17 protein-coding genes are annotated in these 21,185 nt (G+C 65.2%); 11 read left to right on the forward strand and 6 right to left on the reverse strand.

Annotated features, from left to right (window positions below):
• Positions 1 to 65: 65 nt before the first annotated feature.
• A complete protein-coding gene (gene gspD / locus U4Y88_RS26820) occupies positions 66 to 2,396 on the reverse strand; it encodes a type II secretion system secretin GspD (protein ID WP_224006738.1) in 2,331 nt (776 codons plus the stop codon).
• A gap of 560 nt (positions 2,397 to 2,956) precedes the next feature.
• On the opposite strand from gspD, the gene U4Y88_RS26825 reads away from it, so the two are divergent.
• Together U4Y88_RS26825 and U4Y88_RS26830 are read left to right on the forward strand one after the other, a co-directional pair.
• On the forward strand, positions 2,957 to 3,400 hold the full coding sequence (locus U4Y88_RS26825; RefSeq protein ID WP_224006735.1) for a lytic transglycosylase domain-containing protein: 444 nt from the start codon (positions 2,957 to 2,959) through the stop codon (positions 3,398 to 3,400).
• Positions 3,401 to 3,581: 181 nt separating this feature from the next.
• The gene (locus tag U4Y88_RS26830) at positions 3,582 to 4,952 is read left to right on the forward strand and encodes a GTP-binding protein (protein ID WP_321787552.1); all 1,371 of its coding nucleotides are present in this window, start codon (positions 3,582 to 3,584) and stop codon (positions 4,950 to 4,952) included.
• 162 nt (positions 4,953 to 5,114) lie between these two features.
• On the opposite strand, the gene U4Y88_RS26835 is transcribed toward U4Y88_RS26830, so the two are convergent.
• The gene (locus U4Y88_RS26835; RefSeq protein WP_027815965.1) at positions 5,115 to 5,393 is read right to left on the reverse strand and encodes an HU family DNA-binding protein; all 279 of its coding nucleotides are present in this window, start codon (positions 5,391 to 5,393) and stop codon (positions 5,115 to 5,117) included.
• Between the two features lie 468 nt (positions 5,394 to 5,861).
• On the opposite strand from U4Y88_RS26835, the gene mnmC reads away from it, so the two are divergent.
• From mnmC to U4Y88_RS26870, 7 genes are all read left to right on the forward strand, one after another.
• Positions 5,862 to 7,874 carry a bifunctional tRNA (5-methylaminomethyl-2-thiouridine)(34)-methyltransferase MnmD/FAD-dependent 5-carboxymethylaminomethyl-2-thiouridine(34) oxidoreductase MnmC gene (gene mnmC / locus U4Y88_RS26840; protein ID WP_321787553.1) on the forward strand — a complete coding sequence of 671 codons (2,013 nt, stop codon included), beginning with the start codon at positions 5,862 to 5,864 and terminating at the stop codon, positions 7,872 to 7,874.
• 977 nt (positions 7,875 to 8,851) lie between these two features.
• Entirely contained in the window at positions 8,852 to 10,057 is a 1,206-nt protein-coding gene (locus U4Y88_RS26845; protein ID WP_310632941.1) for a cation:proton antiporter, read from the forward strand.
• Between the two features lie 167 nt (positions 10,058 to 10,224).
• Positions 10,225 to 11,340, forward strand: a complete 1,116-nt coding sequence (locus tag U4Y88_RS26850) for a YbdK family carboxylate-amine ligase (RefSeq protein WP_224006726.1) — start codon at positions 10,225 to 10,227, stop codon at positions 11,338 to 11,340.
• 800 nt (positions 11,341 to 12,140) lie between these two features.
• Entirely contained in the window at positions 12,141 to 12,779 is a 639-nt protein-coding gene (locus U4Y88_RS26855) for a MarR family winged helix-turn-helix transcriptional regulator (protein WP_310632940.1), read from the forward strand.
• A 285-nt stretch (positions 12,780 to 13,064) separates the two neighbouring features.
• Complete coding sequence (locus U4Y88_RS26860) at positions 13,065 to 13,793, forward strand: glutamine amidotransferase (protein WP_224006720.1); 729 nt, start codon at positions 13,065 to 13,067, stop codon at positions 13,791 to 13,793.
• A gap of 204 nt (positions 13,794 to 13,997) precedes the next feature.
• Positions 13,998 to 15,110, forward strand: coding sequence for an NADH:flavin oxidoreductase/NADH oxidase (locus U4Y88_RS26865; protein ID WP_321787554.1), 1,113 nt, complete (start codon positions 13,998 to 14,000; stop codon positions 15,108 to 15,110).
• Positions 15,111 to 15,398: 288 nt separating this feature from the next.
• Entirely contained in the window at positions 15,399 to 15,890 is a 492-nt protein-coding gene (locus tag U4Y88_RS26870; protein ID WP_224006715.1) for an SET domain-containing protein, read from the forward strand.
• A 116-nt stretch (positions 15,891 to 16,006) separates the two neighbouring features.
• Here the strand turns inward: U4Y88_RS26870 and U4Y88_RS26875 are convergent, their stop codons facing one another.
• Positions 16,007 to 17,620, reverse strand: a complete 1,614-nt coding sequence (locus U4Y88_RS26875) for a sensor histidine kinase (protein WP_321787555.1) — start codon at positions 17,618 to 17,620, stop codon at positions 16,007 to 16,009.
• A gap of 259 nt (positions 17,621 to 17,879) precedes the next feature.
• Complete coding sequence (locus tag U4Y88_RS26880; RefSeq protein ID WP_027815974.1) at positions 17,880 to 18,566, reverse strand: response regulator transcription factor; 687 nt, start codon at positions 18,564 to 18,566, stop codon at positions 17,880 to 17,882.
• Positions 18,567 to 18,685: 119 nt separating this feature from the next.
• Here U4Y88_RS26880 and U4Y88_RS26885 point away from each other — a divergent pair, with 119 nt between their 5' ends.
• Positions 18,686 to 18,916 carry a DUF3717 domain-containing protein gene (locus U4Y88_RS26885; RefSeq protein WP_224006709.1) on the forward strand — a complete coding sequence of 77 codons (231 nt, stop codon included), beginning with the start codon at positions 18,686 to 18,688 and terminating at the stop codon, positions 18,914 to 18,916.
• Positions 18,917 to 19,125: 209 nt separating this feature from the next.
• Here U4Y88_RS26885 and U4Y88_RS26890 read toward each other — a convergent pair whose 3' ends face one another.
• Positions 19,126 to 19,476, reverse strand: coding sequence for a 4a-hydroxytetrahydrobiopterin dehydratase (locus tag U4Y88_RS26890; protein ID WP_321787683.1), 351 nt, complete (start codon positions 19,474 to 19,476; stop codon positions 19,126 to 19,128).
• Positions 19,477 to 19,591: 115 nt separating this feature from the next.
• The gene (gene phhA, locus U4Y88_RS26895; RefSeq protein ID WP_321787556.1) at positions 19,592 to 20,488 is read right to left on the reverse strand and encodes a phenylalanine 4-monooxygenase; all 897 of its coding nucleotides are present in this window, start codon (positions 20,486 to 20,488) and stop codon (positions 19,592 to 19,594) included.
• A gap of 139 nt (positions 20,489 to 20,627) precedes the next feature.
• Here phhA and U4Y88_RS26900 point away from each other — a divergent pair, with 139 nt between their 5' ends.
• Entirely contained in the window at positions 20,628 to 21,119 is a 492-nt protein-coding gene (locus U4Y88_RS26900) for an Lrp/AsnC family transcriptional regulator (RefSeq protein ID WP_065062258.1), read from the forward strand.
• The last annotated feature ends 66 nt before the right edge of the window (positions 21,120 to 21,185 follow it).

Raw genomic sequence — 21,185 nt, forward strand, 5'->3', positions numbered from 1 at the left:
GGCGAGCGGCGAGGGCGCCTCGCGCGCTGCCGCTGACGCCGCCTCCTGAGGCGTATCCGGCTTGCTCAAGGCTGCACCTGCGTCGGGCTCGTGAGCGGCTGTTGCTGCTGCACGGGCGACGTTTGCACAGGCACGGTCTGCACCGGAATCGTCTGCACCGGCACGGCGGGCTGCATCTGCGTGGCGTTCGCGGGCTGCGCGCCCTGAATCGTGTGCACGGCCTGCTCGCGGCGCATCTTGTCGAGGTCGAACAGGTTCAGCGCCGAACCGCCTTCAGCCGGGCCGACAGGCATCGGCGGCACGACCGGATCGTCCTTATCCTTGATCAGATTGTTGTCGGACTTGTACGCGCCCGACACGCCCTGGATGTAGTCGTAGCGATTCGACGTCACCGCCTGCGCCGTGCTGCGATCGCTGATGATCACCGGACGCAGGAACACCATCAGATTGGTCTTCGCGCGCGTCTTGTTCTCCGAGCGGAACAGCTGGCCGATCCACGGAATGTCGCCGAGCAGCGGCACCTTGCTGTTGCTGACCTGGTAGTTGTCCTGCATCAGGCCGCCGAGCACGATGATTTCGCCGTTGTCGGCGAGCACGGTCGACTGGATCGAGCGCTTGGTGAATTCGGGACCGGCCGGATTCGTCGACGCGTTGGTCGTGCCGTTCACAATCGCCGAATCTTCCGTGTAGAGCTGCAGCTTCAGAATGCCGCCTTCGGTGATCTGCGGCTTGATGTGCAGCGTCAGGCCCACGTCGACGCGGTCGTAAGTGTTGAACGCCGAACTCGTCGAACCGCTCGTGAGGTTCGAATACGAACCCGTCTGGATCGGCACGTTGGTCCCGACGACGATCTTCGCTTCCTGGTTGTCGAGCGTGATGAGGTTAGGCGTCGAGAGCACGTTCGCGTCGCTCGACTGCGACAGCGCCTGGAGCAGCGCGCCGAGACCCTGCACGCCGAACAGATTGTGGATCCAGCCCACGTTCAGGCCTTGCTGGAGATTGCCCAGCGAGCTCACGAGGCTGCCGCTCGTCACGGCGTCCGCCGTGAGGTTGATGATGCTGTTGCCGCCGCCCGTGGCGAGATTGGTGCCGGCCAGCACGTTGCCCGTGCCGATCTGCCACTGGATGCCCAGGTTGGCGTTGGTGTTCGAATTCAGCTCGACGATCAGCGCTTCGATATAGACCTGCGCGCGGCGCGCGTCGAGCTGGTCGATCACGGCGCGCAGGTTGCGGTACACCGCGTCGGGCGCCGTGATGATCAGCGAGTTCGTCGCGGCGTCGGCCTGGATCATGCCGCCGCCCGAGTTGTCGTCGCCCTTGTCCTTGCTGTTGTCGCCGAGGAAGTCGCTGTTGCCGCCCGACGACGAGCCGCCCGACATCGGATTGCTCGACGCGCTGCTGCCGCCCAGCGAGCTGGGCAGCGGCGGGCTGCCCGACATGCCGGTGGAGTTGCTGTTGCTGCCGCCTGCGCCGCCGCTATTGCCGTTCTGGTTGAACGAATTCGCGCCGCTGCCCGACGACGACGAATCGTTGCCGCCCTTGCCCAGCATGCCGCGCAGCGTCTTCGCGAGCGTCACGGCGTCGGCGTTGCGCAGCGACACGACGTGCATGTTGCCCGGCATGCTCGTGGGCGCGTCGAGCTGCTGCGCGAGCTGCTTCGCCGCGGCGAGGCGCGCGGCGTTCGAGGCGCGCAACATGATGGAATTGGTGCGCGCGTCGGCGAGCACCGTGACCTTGAGCGTGGGATCGGAGCCGCCGATCGCGCCCGGATCGAGCATCTTTTGCAGCGTGGGCGCGATGTCGATGGCGTTGGCGTTGCGCAGCGGCACCACCTGCACCTGCTGGCCCGCGGCCGTATCCACACCGGCGATGATCGCAGCAATGCGGCGCACGTTGTCCGCGTAATCGGTCACGACGAGCGCGTTGTTGCCCGGATAGGCGGCGATCGTGTTGTTCGGCGAGATGAGCGGGCGCAGCACCGGCAGCAGATTGTTCGCCGACTCGTTCTTGAGCTGGAACACCTGCGTGATAACCTGATCGCCGCGCGCGGCGGGCGCGTTGCCCACATAGGTGGGCACGCCTTGCAGCTTGGCGTCGGCTTCCGGCACGACCTTGAGCACGCCGTGGTCCTGCACCAGCGCGAAGCCCTGCATGCGCAGCGCCGATTGCAGCGTCTTGAGCGCCTGATCCTCGGGTACGGTGTTCTCGGAAACGAGATTGAGCTGCCCCTTCACGCGGGGATCGACGATGATCGTTTTGCCCGTGGCCGCGCCGATCGCCTTCGCTACCTGATCGATGTCGGCGTTGACGAAGTTGAGCGTGACCTGGGCATGCGCGAGCTGCGCCGAAATGAGCCCGCTCACGAGCAGCGCCGTGGCGAGGCGACGCAAAGCCATACGATTTCTTCTCATGGATGTCATATCGAAGCCGGCAGCGGACGCCGCCGGCTAGTCGTGCTTATCGTGCTCAACGTGTGCATCGTGCCCGGACGGATGGTTCGCGCGTTGCGCTAGCCGCGCGCCGCTGACCGCACGCGCAAAACGCGCACGAAACGAACCGCAGACCCCTTCGATCGACCCGACTCGAACTGCCGGCGCTCCTCTCCCCGGCAACCGATGCACACCAAAAGGAGGAACAGTAGCAGCTTTTCATGTCGAATTTGTCACAAAGAAAGCCCACCCGGGGATTTCTTCTAAAGAAGAAGCTTTTTGAAGGATTTTGTAAGCATCGGGCGCGCCGGCTGTGAAGACTTTGTGCTGAACCGGCCCGCTTAGGCCTGCGTACGCCGTCCGGTTGGCTTGACGCGTTATCGGCTGCCGGTATGATACGGGCGGTCCGCAAGCTCGAAAATGAGCCGAAGACACGGGTTTTCCCCAGATTCGCGAGCGCGTTCTTCCCGCTTCATGCAGGAAATTGCCGCTTGCCATGTCCTCTTCGGCCCTAGTCCGGCGTCAGAATGAATAAGGTTGCGTCCGCCACGATCGCCGCTCTCGCCCTTGCGCTCGCCTGCGCGAGCACGGCCGCGCGCGCCGATTGCTTCGACGAGGCGGCGCGCTACCAGAAGGTGAATCCGCTGATCCTGCGCGCGATCGCCTGGCAGGAATCGCACAACACGCCCGACGCACTGCACAGGAATGCGAACGGATCGGTCGATTACGGCGTCATGCAGATCAACTCGATCCATTTGCCGGCGCTCGCCCAATACGGCATTTCGCAAAGCACGCTGATGGAGCCGTGCAAGAACGTCTATATCGCGGCCTGGCATCTGCGCCAGAAGATGAACAAATACGGCAATACCTGGGCTGCGGTGGGCGCGTATCACTCGGAAACGCCCACGCTGCGCGATCAATATGCGCAGCAGATCGCCGCGATTCTGCGCAAGTGGAAGCTGATGCCCTGACGGGCGCCGCGTCCGCGCGAGTCCGCACATTCGCCGGCCGGCTCATCCGGCCCCGATCACAGTCTCCCTCGTCACGCCGCACGCCCGCAGCGCCGCCCGCGCGCATGGTGCACAATTGAGGCTTGCGCCGCGCCGCCGCGCGCGGCCCGCTTCTTCCCGTCTTCTCTTACTGCTCACTGCGATGAACCAGCCGCCACTGCCCGTCACCGTGCTCTCCGGGTTTCTGGGCGCGGGCAAAACCACGCTGCTCAACCATGTCCTCGCCAATCGCGCCGGCCTGCGCGTGGCCGTGATCGTCAACGATCTGGCCGCCGTCAACATCGACGCCGCGCTGGTGCGCGACGCCTCCGCGCTCGCGCACGTCGAGGAACGGCTCGTCGAGTTGTCGAACGGCTGCATCTGCTGCACGCTGCGCGGCGACCTGCTGACCGAGATCCGCCGCCTCGCCGATCCGGCCCAGGCGGGCCAGCGCTTCGACGCCATACTGATCGAATCGACCGGCGTCGCCGAGCCCTTGCCGGTCGCCGAGAGCTTCGCGTTCGCCGATGAAGACGGCCACGCGCTCTCCGATTTCGCGCACCTCGACACGATGGTCACGGTCGTCGACGCCTTCAACTTCCTGCGCGACTACGCGAGCGCCGACCCGCTGGCCGAACGCGGCGTGACGGTGGGCGAGGGCGACGACCGCACGATCGTCGAATTGCTGATCGAGCAGGTGGAATTCTGCGACGTGCTGGTGCTGAACAAGGCCGATCTCGTGAGCGCCGAGGACCTGGCGCGCCTTCAGCAGATTCTCAAGCAGATCAATCCGCGCGCCGTGCAGGTGGTGAGCCGCTTCGGCGACGTGCCGCTCGATCTCGTGCTGAACACGGGCCGCTTCGATTTCGACGACGCGGCGAGCGCGCCGGGCTGGCAGGCGTCGCTGCGCGAACATCGGCACGAGCACGGTCACGATCATGATCACGGCCACGCGCATGACCACGCTCACGATCACGACCACAGCGCGTGCGGCGATCCCGATTGCGGCCACGCGCACCACGATCAGACCGACGCCTACGGCATCGGCAGCTTCGTTTATCGTGCGCGCCGGCCGTTCCATCCCGCGCGTCTGTGGGCGCTGCTGAACCAGGAATGGCCGGGCGTGCTGCGCTCGAAGGGCTTCTTCTGGCTCGCCACGCGCAACGACATCACCGGCTCGCTGTCGCAGGCGGGCGGCGTGTGCCGTCACGGCCCGGCGGGCACCTGGTGGGCCGCGCTGCCGCGCGAGGAATGGCCGCAGGACGCCGGTATCGAAGCGGAAATCGCCGCCGACTGGCACGGCGATGCCAACGACACGAGCATCGGCGACCGTCGTCAGGAACTGGTGCTGATCGGCGTGGATCTCGACCGCGCCGCGTGGCAGGCCAAGCTCGACGCGTGCCTGCTGACCGACGCCGAATACGCCGCCGGCCCCGACGCCTGGCAAGGCTACGACGACCCGTTCCCCGACTGGGATTTCGACGACGACGAACACGATCACGACCACGAAGACGAGATCGTTCACCGTCATTGAGCGCGTCGGAAAGCGCTTGAACGCGCTCAATCAGCGCTACGTCGACAATGAAAAACGGCGCCGCGTCGAACTCGATTCGACGCGGCGCCGTTGTCTTTTCAGCCGAAATTCAGGCGAAAAAAAACCCGCCAGGGGCGGGTGTCAACTTAAAGCGGTAATGCCTTAACGCTTGTTGACGGCGTCCTTGAACGCCTTGCCAGCCGTGAACTTGACGGTCTTGGCAGCCGGAATCTTGATGGTTTCGCCCGTCTTCGGGTTACGGCCGGTGCGCGCAGCGCGCTTGCCCGAGCCGAAGCTGCCGAAGCCGATCAGCTGAACCGCGTCGCCTTTCGACACAGCCTTCTTGACCACTTCGAGGAGCGTGTCCAGCGTTTCGCCGGTTTGTGCCTTGCTAGCGCCCGTCTGTGCGGCGACGGCGTCGATCAGTTCCTGTTTATTCATTGAGATGTTCCTTTCTGTGTTTAGGTTGACACGAACAGCGCGAACGCGCCGATTATACGGTCGCGTGCCGCGCCGTCGAGCAGCGACGGACCCGGAGCACCCCGGGGATTTGCGTGCGGTGGCAAGCGTATGGCTCGACCCGCGACGTCCGTGCTGCCGCTTCCCTGGGCGGCGCTTGCTATGATAGCGCAGCGCAAACCCAATAACGACAAGGGTTTCGTAGATTTCGAGGGGTAAGCGCGGGTTTTTTCGCATCGCCGTGCGCTTTTGATGCGCGCAGCACGGCGAACACCCTGCGCAGACGTGTTTTTGCTGCATGCCGCGTTGCGCCGAGCCAACGTTTTGCGCCCGCAAACCCAGAGCGGGCGGGCGTTTGCGGCCTCACCTCGCGCATTTGCCCGCATCGTCGCCGCGCCCGGCACCTCCCGATCTTCACGATTGCCCTCGCTGCCAGCCTTCGCGTAAGTCATGACCGCCACTCTGATTCCCGCCACGCTCGCCTTCCGCGACGACGGCACCCCGTTCTCGCCGCGTTACGGCGACGTCTATCACAGCCCGTCCGGCGCGCTCGAACAATCCGAATATGTGTTCCTGCGCGGCAATCATTTGCCCGGACGCTGGCAAAACAAGCGCGTCTTCACCGTGCTGGAAACGGGCTTCGGCATGGGCGTGAACTTCCTCGCGACGTGGGCCGCGTGGCGCGCCGATCCCGCGCGTTGCGAGCGGCTGCACTTCGTTTCGACGGAAATGCACCCGTTTTCGCGCGACGATCTGCGCATCGCGCTGGCAGCGGTGGTCGAACGCACCGCGCGCGCGGATCTCGCAGATCTCGCGCATGCACTCGCCGACGCCTGGCCCATGCTCGTGCCCGGCACGCACCGGCTCGAATTCGAGGGCGGCCGCGTGACGCTTACGCTCGCGTTCGGCGACGCGCTGGAGGTGCTGCCCAAACTCTGGCTACGCGCCGACGCGATCTATCTCGACGGTTTCGCGCCCGCGAAAAATCCCGAACTGTGGTCGCCGCCGATCTTCAAGGCGCTCGCGCGCGTTGCAGGCGAGGACTGCACGTTCGCGACCTGGAGCAGCGCGGGCGACGTCAAACGCGCGCTTCAGCAAAGCGGCTTCGAATACCACAAGGAAACCGGCTTCGGCGACAAATGGACGATGCTGACGGGCCGCTTCGCGCCGCGCTGGCGCGTGCGCCGTCACGAGCCGCCATTGCCGGTCGCGCTCGACGAACGTCATGCGGTGGTGATCGGCGCGGGCCTCGCGGGCAGCGCGCTGGTCGAACGGCTCGCGGCTCGCGGCTGGCGCGTCACGCTGATCGAGCGTCATGCCGAGCCCGCGCGCGAGGCGTCGGGCAATCCCGCCGGCGTGTTCCATCCGCTGATTTCGCGCGACGACAGCAGCGCCTCGCGCATCACGCGCGCAGGCTTTTTCTACGCGCTGCAGCGCTGGGCCGCGCTCGATGCGGCCGGTCACGCGCCGTCGCGTACGCACGCGGGCCTGTTGCATCTGGCCACCGACGACGAAGCGCAGGCCGTGGCCGCAGCGCTCGAATCGTTTGGTTATTCCGATGAATTCGTGCGCGGCGTGTCGCGCGAAGAAGCCGAAGCCATTGCGGGCACCTCGCTCGCGCAGGGCGGCTGGTTCTATCCGCTCGGCGGCGCGATCGATCCGGCTTCGCTGTGCCGCGCGCAGATCGCCGCCGCGCGCGCGCTGCCCGGCGCGCAAATCGACGTGCGCTACGGCGTGGCCGTCGCTCGCATCGAGCGCGACGAGCGCGACGAAGTCAGCGCGGAAAAAGCAGGAAGCTGGCGCGTCTATGACGATGCGGGCGCACTCGTCGCGCAGGCGGGCGTCGTGATCTTCGCCAACGCGCACGACGCCTCGCGCGCCGCCGCGCTCGACTTCGCGCCCACGCGCAACGTGCGCGGCCAGCTCACGCTGCTCGACGCGAGCCCGCTGGCGTCCTTGCGCGTGCCCGTGATCGGCGACGGCTACGCGGTGCCGCTGCCCGACGACGTCACGCTCGTAGGCGCCACCTACGAAGTCGACGATACCGATACGACACTGCGCGCGGGCGGTCACACGGAAAACATCGAGCGCGTCGCGCAGATGCTGCCCGCGCTCGACGCCTTGCGCGACGCATCGTCGGACGATCAGGAACGGCGCGGCCGCGTGGCGTTGCGCTGCGTGACCAGCGACCGCCTGCCGATGATCGGCCAGCTCGGCGACGAACAGGCCGCCCGCCACGACGCGCAACGTCTCTCGGGCGCCTGGCCGCTCGATCTGCCGCGCACGCCGGGACTGTACGGCGCGTTTGCATTCGGTTCGCGCGGACTCGTCTGGGCCGCGTTGGGCGCGGAGCTGATCGCGTCGCAGCTCGAAGGCGAACCGTGGCCGATCGAACGCGAGCTGGTCGAACATCTCGATCCGGCACGCTTTCTCCAGCGCGCCCTGCGTCTGCGCGCGCTCTGATCGCCGCCAACACAGCGGGCTGCCTACTGTTGAGGCGACCAATACAGTTATCCACGCCGGGCTGTGGATAAGCGCGCGGATTGTGGGCAAGTTCGGCAGGGACACGATGTGGACGTAAACGGGGTAACTCGGCGGCTTTTTCGAGACCCAAAAAAGTTGTTCTTCGCTGCCCCATACCCCCGCACAAGCTTTGCATGCGGTTGTGCGAACGCCAAGCCGATGATTCACATAGGTATACAGGGGTTATCCACAGGAAATCGCCGCCTTTGTTAACTGTTACTACGTATACATACGGTAAACCGTAAACCCGAGGCTAACGCCATCGCTATCGGACGAGCCCAACACCAGCGGCGCTCGCGCGCCGTCTGCACCCGTTCCGGCCGCGACGGTCATTTTTTCCTTATCATCGTGAAAGCTCGGCGATTACGGACGCAATTACCGGCTTCGTGGTCGTTTGCCGCCGGGCGGGGACAATTGCAAAAAAGCTATGGCACAATCGCCGTTCTTTTCCGCGTTGCACGCCGCGCAAGACGGCCGACGCTTTCCACGGAACGGATGTCGCCCGGCCTGAATCTGAGTTCAGACGTACTGGCAGCGTCCGGTCCATCCAACAGCGGGCGCTGACTTCCACACGAATGCGCCCGTACCGGCTGTTCGCCGCGCAAGCGGCACCGGTGCTGAGTTTCCCGTCGTCGTTCGTCGTCCCTGGCCGCTGCCTTGTCTGGCTGCGCGCCTGCGCGCCCCGTGCAGGAGTCGGTGCCGCCGGGCATGATGACGTGGGCGCGAAACTCGCCCGGGATACGTCGCGCATGGCTGCCGCCGGGTCATGCGAGAGCGGCACGCGGCTTGCCTGTCTGCCTGGCCGCCCGTGCCACACGCTGGACCTGCGCGACGGGCGCAGGCAGCACCAGCGGATGCGTTGTGCATCTCGACGTCGGATAGCCGGTTTGTCTTCTGCCAAAGGAGAAACCACCACGATGAAGTCGGCGTTTTCGTTCTTTCCCGACTGGCCCTTGCAGCCAGACGGCATTTTCTGGGCAGGTCTCGCGCTGCTGGCCGCCGGTTTGTGCGGCGAACTCTGCTACCGCGCCTGGCGGCTGCCGCGCATTTCGGGCTATGCGGTCATTGGCCTGATCGCGGGCGCGGCGGGTTTCGGCGTGATCGACGTCGATACCGCCATGGCCGCGCGGCCGCTGCTCGACGTCGCGCTCGGCCTGCTGCTGTTCGAACTCGGCAGCCGCCTCGACCTGCGCTGGATCCGCCGTAATCCCTGGATCATTCTGTCGAGTCTCGCGGAAGCGTCGCTCACGTTCGTGCTCGTGCTCGTCGTGCTGCTGTTCCTTTCGGTGCCCGCGATGGTCGCGATCGTGGTGGCGTCGATCGCCATGGCGACGTCGCCCGCGATGGTGATCCAGCTGAAAACCGAACTGCGCGCCGAAGGCCAGGTCACGCAGCGCCTGCTCACGCTCACGGCGCTCAACAGCATGTACGCCGTGGTGATCGAGAAGCTCGCGTCGAGCTGGCTGCATCAGGAAATCTACGGCAACGTGTTCGCCACGATCATCCAGCCGCTCTATCTGCTGATCGGCTCGATCGTGGTCGCGTACGTGCTCGCGCGCGCCTGCACCTTGTTCTACCGGCGCCTGAGCCCGCAGGACGAGCATTCGTTCGTCGCGCTGTTCGGCCTCGTGCTGCTCGCGATCGCGGTCGCGCACCTGCTCAAGCTGTCGACGATCCTGAGCCTGCTGGCCGCCGGCATCATCGTGAAGAATCTCGAACTGCGCCCGCAGCTGTGGCCGCAGCATTTCGGCACGGCCGGCTGGCTGCTCACCGTGATCCTGTTCGTGCTGACGATGACCACCTTCGAATGGCACGACATTCTCGTGGGCGGCGCGGCCGCGGCGGGCCTGATCGTCGCGCGTTTCGTCGGCAAAATGATCGGTGTGCTGATCTTTGCGCGGCCGAGCGGGCTCGAATGGAAGCAGGGCGTGGCGCTCGGCGTGGCGCTCACGCCCATGTCGGCGCTCGCGCTGCTGCTTGTCGAGGACACCTACGATCTGTATCCGTCGTTCGATCCGCGCCTGCGCGCGATCATGATGTGCGCGATCGTCGCGTTGCAGCTGGTCGGGCCGTGGCTCGTCTACCGCGCGCTCGCGCTCGTCGGCGAACGCGGCGAACAATGACCCCGGCGCCGCCGCCGCCTCGCCCGAGGCGCGGACCGGCCGCCGCACCGTAACACTGCCCGCCGCCGCGCGCGCCTCGCCGGACGATTCGCTCAACGATTCGCTAACGATTCGTCGAACGAGAGGCGAGACGCGTGGCGTGCGGCGTGGCCGAAAGAGAGGACGTCATGTCACTGGAAACTTTTGTCGATTCGAAGCCGTTCACCTTCGGCGTCGAGCTCGAAATGCAGATCGTCAACACGCATGATTACGATCTGACCAAAGCGGGCAGCGACCTCATGCGCCTCATCAAGGATCAGGAGATTCCGGGCAATATCACGCCCGAAATCACCGAAAGCATGATCGAGCTGTCGACCGGCATCTGCACGACGCACGAGCAGGCGGTCGCCGACCTGCGCCGCATCCGCGACGTGCTGGTCACGGCCGCCGACCGGCTGAACGTCGGCCTGTGCGGCGGCGGCACGCACGCGTTCCAGCAATGGAGCGACCGCCGCATCGTCGATACGCCGCGCTTTCAATACCTTTCGGAGCTCTACGGATATCTCGCGAAGCAGTTCACGGTGTTCGGCCAGCACGTGCACATCGGCTGCCCCGACGCGGACAGCGCGCTATTCCTGCTGCATTCGCTGTCGCGCTATATCCCGCATTTCATCGCGTTGTCGGCCTCGTCGCCGTATGTGCAGGGCGTCGATACCGGATTTCACTCGGCACGCCTGAATTCCGTGTTCGCGTTTCCACTGTCGGGCCGCGCGCCGTTCGTGCTGAGCTGGGAGGAGTTCAAGGAGTACTTCTCGAAGATGGTCCACACGGGCGTCGTCAACAGCATGAAAGACTTCTACTGGGACATTCGCCCGAAGCCCGGTTTCGGCACGATCGAGGTCCGCGTGATGGATACGCCGCTGTCGGTCGAGCGCGCGGCGGCGATTGCCTGCTACATTCAGACGCTCGCGCGCCATCTGCTGACCGACCGGCCGATCCAGCCGCTCGAGGACGATTACCTCGTCTATACGTTCAACCGCTTCCAGGCGTGCCGGTTCGGGCTGGGCGGCACCTGCGTCGATCCGCAGACGGGCGAGCGCCGCACCATCTCCGAGGACATCCTCGCGACGCTGGAGACCATCGCGCCGCACGGCGAGGCGCTGGGCTCGATGCGCGCGCTGACCGAGATCGGCACGATCGCGCGGGCGCAGAGCAACGACGCGACCTGGCTGCGCAGCGTGGTCGCCGACGAAAAGTCCTTGCACGAGGCCGTGCGGCAGCAGTGTCTGCGCTGGCGCGCTTGATGCCGGGGCGCTGACGCCGGCGCCACCAGTCGCGTAATCGCGTAAAAAGAGGGCAGCCCACGGGCTGCCCTCGTGCTTTCCGGGCGGACGTGGCGCGATTCGGGTATTCGCATGCCCTCGGAGGGCGCTTCGCATACCGCGTCACATGCCGCTTCAGATGCCGCTTTACATGCCTTTTCGCATACCGATCGGCATTGCGTTAGACGTCGTAAAAAATTTTTTTGGCCGTTGCAAGATACCAGGGGGTTCTTACTTTTTTTTGATCTTTGCCGCTGAATGGCCGATAGTAGTTGACGTGCGCGGGCGAAGCCTGTGGGTAACGTGGAAAATGCCTGAAAACTCAACGGCCTGCACGATGGAAAACTCGGGGAAAAGTCAGGGAAAACCGGGTGTGGTCAGGTGAATGACGGTTCCTTACCGCCTCGAAATTCTGGCTAACGAAGCCTTCATTTCAGAGGTATTGCGCGTTATCAAGAATCCACTCACATAGTATTGGCGCAGTTACCAACGGGTTATCCACAATTCGCGTTGGATAAGTTAGCTGTGCGATTCGCCACTCTCGCATAGAATGTCGGTTTGCCGCGCAGGACCGGGGATATGAAGGATGCCTGGGAGAGCGATCGGTAAGAAAGAATGACTGTGTGCGATGTGGCGCGGTGTGATTCCGGCGCATGCGAAGCAGGAAATTTTTGAGATGGTGCGCTCGATTCCTCGGGATCGAACGCAAAGTTCCCACAAGGCCGTCGGCACGATCGACGGCTGACGATGCAGCGCAAGCTGCCTATAACCAGCGAAAGACTATGAGCGAAGGCGTATACGGAGAGCAGGCAGCCGGGCGGGTGACCCATAGCCTGCTGCGACTTAGCACGGCAATGCGGAGCCAGGCGTGGGACTGGGCCGAAGGCGCAGGACTCACGCCGACCCAGGGCGAAATTCTCGTGCTGCTGATGCAGCGTAAGGGGCCGATGCGCCTCGGCGAGATCGCACGCGAGACGGCACTGACCGCCGCGACCACCAGCGACGCGGTGAGCACGCTCGAAACCAAGGGTCTCGTCGAAAAGCGCCGCGCGCTCGACGACGGCCGCGCACTCGCGGTGCGCTTGACCTCGCGTGGCCGCACGGCCGCGAAGAAGGCCGCGCAATGGCCGGACTTCCTCTCGAAGGCGGTCGGCGGCCTGAAGGCCGAAGAGCAGTCGGCGCTTTATCGCACGCTGCTGAAGACGGTCTACGTGCTCGAAGCCCAGGACACGATGCCGCAGCACCGCATGTGCCTCTCCTGCTCGCACTTCGAGCCGAGCAAGAACCCGAAGAAGACGCCGCATCACTGCACGGCACTGAACATCGACATGGCGGACACCGATCTGCGTCTCGATTGCTCGGTGTACGAACAGGCCGACGCGACGACCCAGAAGAAAAACTGGAAGATCTTCGCGGCTTGATGCCGGATGGCCGCCCGAGCGAGGGCGGCCCGTGGCGGGTGCGGACTCGACCGTGCCGGCCGCCTCGATCGCGCGGCGGCCGCATGGCGCGTCCGCGATCGGCGCCTGGCTTCGGCCTTGCGCGTTTTCTGCCTGTCCCCGTTGACCTTGTTACGCCGCGTTTGTGCACTTGCGCGCCGGTGCGCTCATGCGCCAGGGCGTGGCGTCTGTGTGTCCCCGGCATTCGCGCCACGGCAACGTGGTGCGCCGCGCGCCGGATTGTGTAGCTGACCCAGGGATTTGTCGATGAATCGCGAGGTTTTGGCCGTACGTCACGTCTATTTCGAAGACCTCGGCAGCTTCGAGCGCGTATTCGGCGACCGCGGGCGTCCCGTGCGCTACGTCGATGTCGGCTTCGCGCGCGTGGCCGCGCTCAATCCCGTTTCGCCGTCGCTGATGGTGATACTCGGCGGTCCGATCAATGCGTGCGACGACGCACGCTATCCCACGCTTACTCCCCTTGCCGCGCTGATCGAAAAGCGCATCGCCGCCGGTTTGCCGACGCTCGGCATCTGCCTCGGCGCGCAGCTGATCGCGCGTGTGCTCGGCGCGCGCGTCTACGCTTCGGGTCAGCAGGAAATCGGCTGGACGCCGCTCACGCTCACCGACGCCGGCCGTGCTTCGCCGCTGCGTCATCTCGATGGTGGCGCAACCTCGATGCTGCACTGGCACGGCGACACCTTCGACCTGCCGCAAGGCGCGACGCGTCTCGCGTCCACGCCGCTGTGCGAGAACCAGGCATTCGCGTGGGGCGAGCATGTGCTCGGCCTGCAATGCCATCCCGAAGTGCGCGCCGACCGGTTCGAGCCCTGGCTGATCGGCCATGCCGCCGAAATCGCATCGGCAGGCGTCGACGTCAATGCGCTGCGCGCGCAGACGGCGCAGCACGCGCCGCGACTCGAAGCGCAAGCGAGCCGCATGCTGCATGAGTGGCTCGACGCCGTCGACAAGCTCGCCGCCGCGAAGCAGCCTTAAACCCGCGCGCAATCCTTCGCGAACTCCTGCGCGCGTTCCCTCGCGCATTCCCTCGACTCTTGCATCGAACGCCGCCGTATTCGCGCAAGCCGCCGTGCGCGGGACGGCTTAGGCGCGCGTTCCGCCGTCGCCAGCACCGAAAAAAGCCGCGTGCTATTCTCGGACGCTTCTCATCTTCATCCGCGCCATCCCCGCGCCATCCCCATGAGCAAGCTCTTTACACCGTTCGCGCTGCGTGGCGTGACGCTCGCGAACCGCATCGTCGTGTCGCCGATGTGTCAGTACTCCGCCGAACGCGGCGAGGCAACCGACTGGCACATGATCCACCTCGGCCATCTCGCGCTCTCGGGCGCGGGCATGTTGTGCATCGAAGCCACCGCCGTCGAGCCGACCGGCCGCATCACGCCCGCCGATCTCGGTCTCTGGGACGACGCCACCGAAGCCGCGCTCGAACCGGTGATCGCCGCGATCCGCCGTCATTCGCCGATCCGCATCGCCATGCAGATCTCGCACGCGGGCCGCAAGGCATCGAGTCACGTGCCCTGGGAAGGCGGCCAGCTGATCTCGGTCGCCGATGGTGGATGGCTGCCGCACGCGCCCTCGGCGCTGCCGCACAAGGCCGACGAAACGCCGCCGCTCGCGCTCGACGTCGCGGGCCTGATGCGCGTGAAGGAAGCGTTCGTGGCGACCGCGCGCCGCGCCGCACGTCTGGGTATCGACGCGCTCGAAGTGCATGCGGCGCACGGCTATCTGCTGCATCAGTTCCTCTCGCCGATCGCGAATCAGCGCACCGACGAATACGGCGGCTCGCTCGAAAACCGCATGCGCTTTCCGCTCGAAGTTTTCGACGCGGTGCGCGCCGTGTTTCCCGACGATCGTCCGGTTGGCGTGCGCGTGTCGGCGACCGATTGGGTCGAAGGCGGCTGGACGCCGGAAGAGACCGTCGTGTTCGCGCAGGCGCTCAAGGCGCGCGGCTGCGACTGGATCGACGTGTCGACGGGCGGTGTGTCGCCGCTGCAGAAGATTCCGCTCGAACCCGGTTATCAGGTGCCGTTCGCGCGCAAGGTGAAGCAGGAGACCGGCATCAACACGATGGCCGTGGGTCTCATCACCGACCCGTTGCAGGCGAACCAGATCGTCGAAGATGGCGAAGCCGACATGATCGCGATGGCGCGCGCGATGCTCTACGATCCGCGCTGGCCGTGGCACGCGGCGGCACAACTCGGCGCGACGGTGAGCGCGCCGCCGCAGTACTGGCGCTCGCAGCCGCGCGACCAGAAACATCTGTTCGGCGAGACGACGCTCGGTCAACGTTGAGTCTCTATGCGGCGTACGGGTTGAACGAAGGCGCCGCGAACGTGTACGATTCCAGATGTGACGCGCTTCGCGCTTCGACTCGTGGTTCGAGACCGATGCCTGCGCGTTCACGAGCGCGGCGCCGACAAGGCGCCGCATTCACGTGGAAGCACGCAATGCATCGCGGGGGCAAGGCAACGTAACGCAGCGCCTCGCATTGCACGCGCGCTTTCACGCAGGACGCACGCACCGGGCAGCGAATGCCGCGAGCGGGAAACGTCTCCCCAGTACTTCACAAGGATTCATTCAATGAGTGTACGCAGGATCGTCGTGCGCCAGTCGGGCGTACACGGCAAGGGCGTATTTGCGGTTGGTCCGATCGCGGCTGGCGAACGTCTGATCGAATACAAGGGCGAGCGCATTTCGTGGAAAGAGGCGCTGCGCCGTCATCCGCACAATCCCGACGAACCGAATCACACCTTCTATTTCGCACTCGATGACGGCGACGTGATCGACGGCAAGGTGAAGGGCAACAGCGCGCGCTGGATCAATCATTCGTGCGCGCCGAACTGCGAAGCCGAAGAGATCGACGGCCACGTCTACATTCACGCGCTGCGTGAAATCGACGGCGGCGAAGAACTGTTCTACGACTACGGTCTCGTGATCGACGCGAAGCAGACGAAGAAGCTCAAGCGCGAATACGAATGCCGCTGCGGCGCGCGCAAGTGCCGCGGCACGATGCTCGCGCCGCCCGAGGAAGAGAAGGGCGGCAAGAAGTCGAAGGGCAAGAAAAAGAAGTGATCGAGAAGTCGCGACGCGGCGGGCATGTCTTCCTGCGCGTTCGCTTCACGACTGACGACTGAAATGAACAAGGGCCGCGTTTGCGGCCCTTGTTGTTTGCGATGCGCTTTGACGGCTTAGAGATCGATCGGCGCGTCGTGCGCGGGCTTGTTCGTGGACGCCGGTGTGTCCGCGCTCGCGGCGGGAGCGCTCGTTGGCAGCGCGGTTTGCAGCGCCGTTTGCTCCGGCGTTTGCGGTGTCGTTTGCTCCGTCGTCTGTGCGGCGGCCGGACGCTGCGCGTGATCGCCGCTCGCGATCGCGATGCGACGGTTCACGAGCGGCACGCGCACGATGAAACGCGCGCCGCCTTCGGGCGCATCTTCGTAATGCACGCTGCCGCGATGCAGCGCCATGATGTCGTGCACGATCGCGAGACCGAGGCCCGCGCCGCTATCGACGCCGCTCTCGCTCTGACCGTCGCCGCGGAAGAAGCGCTTGAACAGATCGGCTTGCTGCGCGAGCGGCACGCCGCGGCCATTGTCCTCGACGATGATTTCGGCCATCGGCAAACCTTCGGCGAGCGTCTGCGACACGGTGACCGTGATGCGGCCGCCATCGGCGCGCGCGGGCGGCAGATACTTGAGCGCGTTGTCGAGCAGATTGGCGATCACTTCGTGCAGCAGCACGGGATTGCCGCGCACCATCAGCGGCGTGCCGTTCTCGGGATCGTCGAGACGCTGGAAGCCCAGATCGACGTGGCTCGCGAGCGCGCGCGGCACCCACTCGGCGCCCGTTTCGAACGCGAGCGCGGCCATGTCGATATCGACGAAACGCGCGGCCTGTTCACCCGGCTCCGCGCGTGCGAGCGAAAGCAGCTGATTCGATAGGCGCACCGCGCGGTCGGCGGCGGCACGCAGTTCGCGCACGGCATCGTTGACCTTTTGCGGCTCGCGCGCGTTGACGGCCTGTTCGGCGTGCAGCTTCACGGCGGTGAGCGGCGTGCGCAACTGATGCGCGGCGTCGGCGATGAATTTGCGCTGGCCTTCGAGCGCGGTCTTCAGTCGGCCGAGCAGCGCGTTCAGCGCACCCGTGAGCGGACGGATCTCGACGGGCACGAAGGTTTCGTCGACCGGTTCGAGCGAGGTGTGGGTCTGACGGTTCAGCGAATCGGCGAGATCGGTCAGCGGGTTGAGCTGCTGATTCACCACGCGCCACACAATCACCCAGCCCGCGAGCAGCAGCAGCAACAGCGGCATCATGATCGCGACGAGAAACTCGGCCGCGATGCGGAAGCGATGATGCACGGGCTGGCCGACTTCGACCACGATCGGATTGCCGGTGGGCTGTTCCACGCGCACCTGCGCCACGCGCACGCTCACGCCGTGATACAGGGTCTCGAACACGTAGGCGTAGTGCATGCGGCGCACGTTCGTGCCTTGCAGCGGCAGATCGTGGTCGCCGGCGATTTCGGTTTCGCCGTTGCTGATGCGGTAGACGAGGTGCTCGACCGGATCGGAGAACATCGCCTGCGCGAGCGGCGGCACCGTCACGGGCGCTTCGGGGCCGGCGATCTGGATCTGTTTGGAGATGGCCGTGGCGAGGTCGGCGAGCGAGCGGTCGACCACGTGCTGCGTGTACTGCCACGCCAGCCAATAGGCGATCAGGCCGCTCATCAACGCGAGCAGCGAAAGTGGGGCGGCGAGGCGCCGCAGCAGCGTACGCCGCAGGCTCGTTGCGGCCGGAAGGGACATGATCGATTCGGGCGAAAAGGGAGGGCTCACAGGCGCGGCGCGTGGGCGCGCCGGGCGGTCCCGGACCATTTTACGCGGGTGCGCAGACAAGCGGCAGAGTTGGACCGGTGCGCCCATTTTCTGGGCATGAGCCGGGCCATGCCGGGCGCGCGAACGAGGCGCGAGGCACTGGCCGAAACAATCAGGAGACCTGCCGATTTTGCGGCGAAAAAAACGCGGCGCATGCAGAGTGCGGCGCCGCGTTTTTCGTGGATCGGCCTCAGGCGGCCTGGCGGATTTCCTGCAGCAGATAGCCGAAACCGCGCACCGTGACGATCTCGACACGGCAGTTTTCGAGTTTCTTGCGCACTCGGTGCACGTAGACTTCGATCGCGGTGTCGCCGAGATCGCCGCCGAAGTGCGTGAGGTGATCCTGCAGTTGCGCCTTGCTCACGACGCGGCCGTGACGCAGCAGCAGCATTTCGAGCACGGCGAATTCGCGCGGCGAGAGTTCGAGCGGCTTGTCGTCGTTGAAGATGCGGCGGTCGACGCCCGACAGGCGCACGCCGCCGAGCGACACTTCAGGACGCGGCACGTCGCCGTGCGGGCCGCTGCGGCGCATCACGGCGCGAATACGCGCTTCGAGTTCGGCAGGCTCGAACGGCTTGAGCATGTAGTCGTCGGCGCCCGAATTGAGGCCTTGCACGCGGTCGTTCAGCTCGTCGCGCGCGGTGAGGACGATCACCGGCGTGTGACGGTTGCTTTGACGGAAACGCGACAGCAGCGTCATGCCGTCGATGCCGGGCAAGCCCAGATCGAGGATCACGAGCTCATGGCGATTCTGCGTGAGTGCCTGTTCGGCGAAGATGCCGTCGTGGACCATGTCGACCGTGAAGCCGGCTTGTTCGAGGCTGGACTGGATACCGCGTGCGATGGGGCGGTCGTCTTCGATCAGAAGGAGTCGCATGGATTTCGCTCAAGTACAATGGGTTTAGCGTTCAGGCACGCAGTTCGCAAAGCGCCGCTTGGTTCGAAAGCACAGCGATTGAGCGGCACTGCGTGCGACGGTTGCACGGTCACGACCCCATGTCCGATATTTCGATCACCGAACTCGAAGCCGCAATCAACTTCTGGCGCAACCGTTCGCCATCGAGCGGCGACGAACTCGCGTTGTGCAAGGAGGCAAGCGCGCTCTCCAGGCCGTATGCGCTGCTGATTGTACAGCGTCAGAACGTCTTCTCACCGGAACGTTTAGACCCCGTTGCACGTGCTGCCTGGGAGTCTTACGTGTCCCTCAAGAATGGCCTTCAAAGCTGAAGGTTTGGACGCCTGATTCCCTGCATTATGCTTTCATTGCAGCGGTTTTGCCTGTTGCGCGCCATGCTCACCTCTACCTAACGCGCGATACACGCAATGCGTTTACCTGCGATTCGCGCATTCGTATCGAACACGCTGTGCCGCGCGCGGCGATCGCGTGCTTCAAGGCGTGCTTCAAGGCGTATTTCGCGCCGTAATTAAAGGCGCGTTTAAACAGCGAGCGGTCCCGGCGAAATCGAATCGATGAAACGAGCGAGCGCGACATCGCGTTCGGTGAGTCCGTCGGCTTCGTGCGTCGAGAGCGTGATTTCGACGCGGTTATAGACGTTGAACCATTCGGGATGGTGATTCATTTCCTGCGCCTTGATCGCCACGCGCGTCATGAAGCCGAAGGCCTCGTTGAAATCGGCGAAGCGGAATTGACGCTGGATCGCATCGCGGCCCGCGACGGCATGCCAGCCGTGCAGTTCGGCGAGTTGCGTGGCGCGCTCGTCGGATGTAAGTCGGTTGATCATCGTGGCACCTGTTGAGCTGGGTTGTGCGACTGGGTTGTGCGAGATTGCGCCGGTCCATTTTTTCACGGATGCGCGGCGCGTGCCTGCGAGCCCGGCAGCGCGCGGCGGGCAGGCGGAGTTCGATGGCAGGGCGCGCCGCGCGTCATGCGGCGCTGCACACTCAGACGTCGCCGTCGGCGAGCCAGCCTTCGCGCGTGCCGCGCGTGTAGATCGTGTCGCTGTGCAGCACGTCGCCGGCCGCGTGCGGTTCGGTGGCGATCAGCGCGGCGGGATCGCCCAGACGTGCCGCAATGCCCGCGCCCAACGCGTCGAATAGCTGCGCGAACGAGTCGATCACGAAATACGTCTTCTGGAACGTGTCGATGCGATAGCGCGTGCGCAGCACGCGGTCGAGATCGAAGCCGAGCCGGTTGGGCGCGGCGCTTTCCACACTGTAGAGCGATTCGCCCTTGCTGGAGACGATACCCGCGCCGTAGATCTTCACGCCGTGCGGCGCGCTCGCGTCGCGCATCAGGCCGAATTCGACCGTGTACCAGTAGAGGCGCGCGAGCAGCGGCAGCGCGCGGTCCTCGACGGTCAGCGCGGCGCGTCCGTAGGCGTGGATCGCATCGGCGAAAACGGGGTCGGTCAGCAGCGGCACGTGGCCGAACAGATCGTGGAAGCAGTCGGGTTCCTGCAGATAATCGAGCTGATCGGGGCGGCGCATCCACCATGTGACGGGAAAGCGGCGGTTCGCGAGATGCTCGAAGAAGATGCGGTCGGGCACGAGGCCCGGCACGGCGACGATGCGCCAGCCCGTGGCGGCCATCAGGCGCTCGCTGACGGCGTCGAACGACGGCACGTGCGCGACGTTCAGGCCGATGCGCCGCGCACCTTCGATGAAGGCCTCGGAAGCGTGGCCCTCAAGGAGCGCCATTTGCCGCCGATAAAGCTGGTCCCACACCGCGTGATCGACCGCGCCGTAACGTTCGAGCGGCTGGTCGATGGTGAAATCGGGGCGGGTTTCCAGGCCCGCGTCGAACTGCTCCTGCAGTTTCGCGGTAGCGGCGGCGGCCATGCGTGATGCTCCTTTCAATGCGCTTGCTGAAGCACCAGTGTAGAGCGGAGCCCGCGCGGCATGCGCGCAATATCGGTGTTGTTTCGTCTTGATATGCAATAATCCTGCATCAATCAGTCAATCAATGCAGGATTCATTCATGCTGGAACTCGATCACTTCGATCTCGCGCTTCTCGACGTTTTGCAGCGCTTCGGCCGCGCCACGCATCAGCAACTGGGCGAGCAGGTGCCGCTGTCGCCGTCGCAGATCGGCCGGCGTTTGCAGCGGCTGGAGGCGTCGGGCGTGATCGACGGCTATCGCGTCGTGCTGCGGCCCGAGAAGCTCGGGCTCGGCGTGACGGCGTTCACGAGCCTGAAGCTCAAGCATCACGGGGATTCGATCATCGAGCAGTTCCAGCAGCAGATCGACGTGCTGCCGGAAGTGCTCGAATGCCACGCGGTGGTGGGCGACGCCGATTATCTGCTGCGGATCGTGGCGCCGGATCTGAACGCGCTGTCGTCGTTCGTGATGAAGAAGCTGATGCGCGTGCCCGGCGTGGACAGCGTGCGCTCGAACATCGTGCTCACCACGTTCAAGCGCAATGGGCCGCTGCCGCTCGGGCACCTGGAGCCGGGCGCGGCGGCGCCTTGAAGTGCGTCTTCAAGGGCGCGCGAGGCGCCGCTTCCAGGCGCGCTTTCAGGCGCGCTTGTGGGCGCG

The organism is Paraburkholderia sp. J94 (assembly GCF_905220285.1).
In the GTDB taxonomy this organism is placed as follows: Bacteria; Pseudomonadota; Gammaproteobacteria; order Burkholderiales; family Burkholderiaceae; genus Paraburkholderia; species Paraburkholderia tropica_A.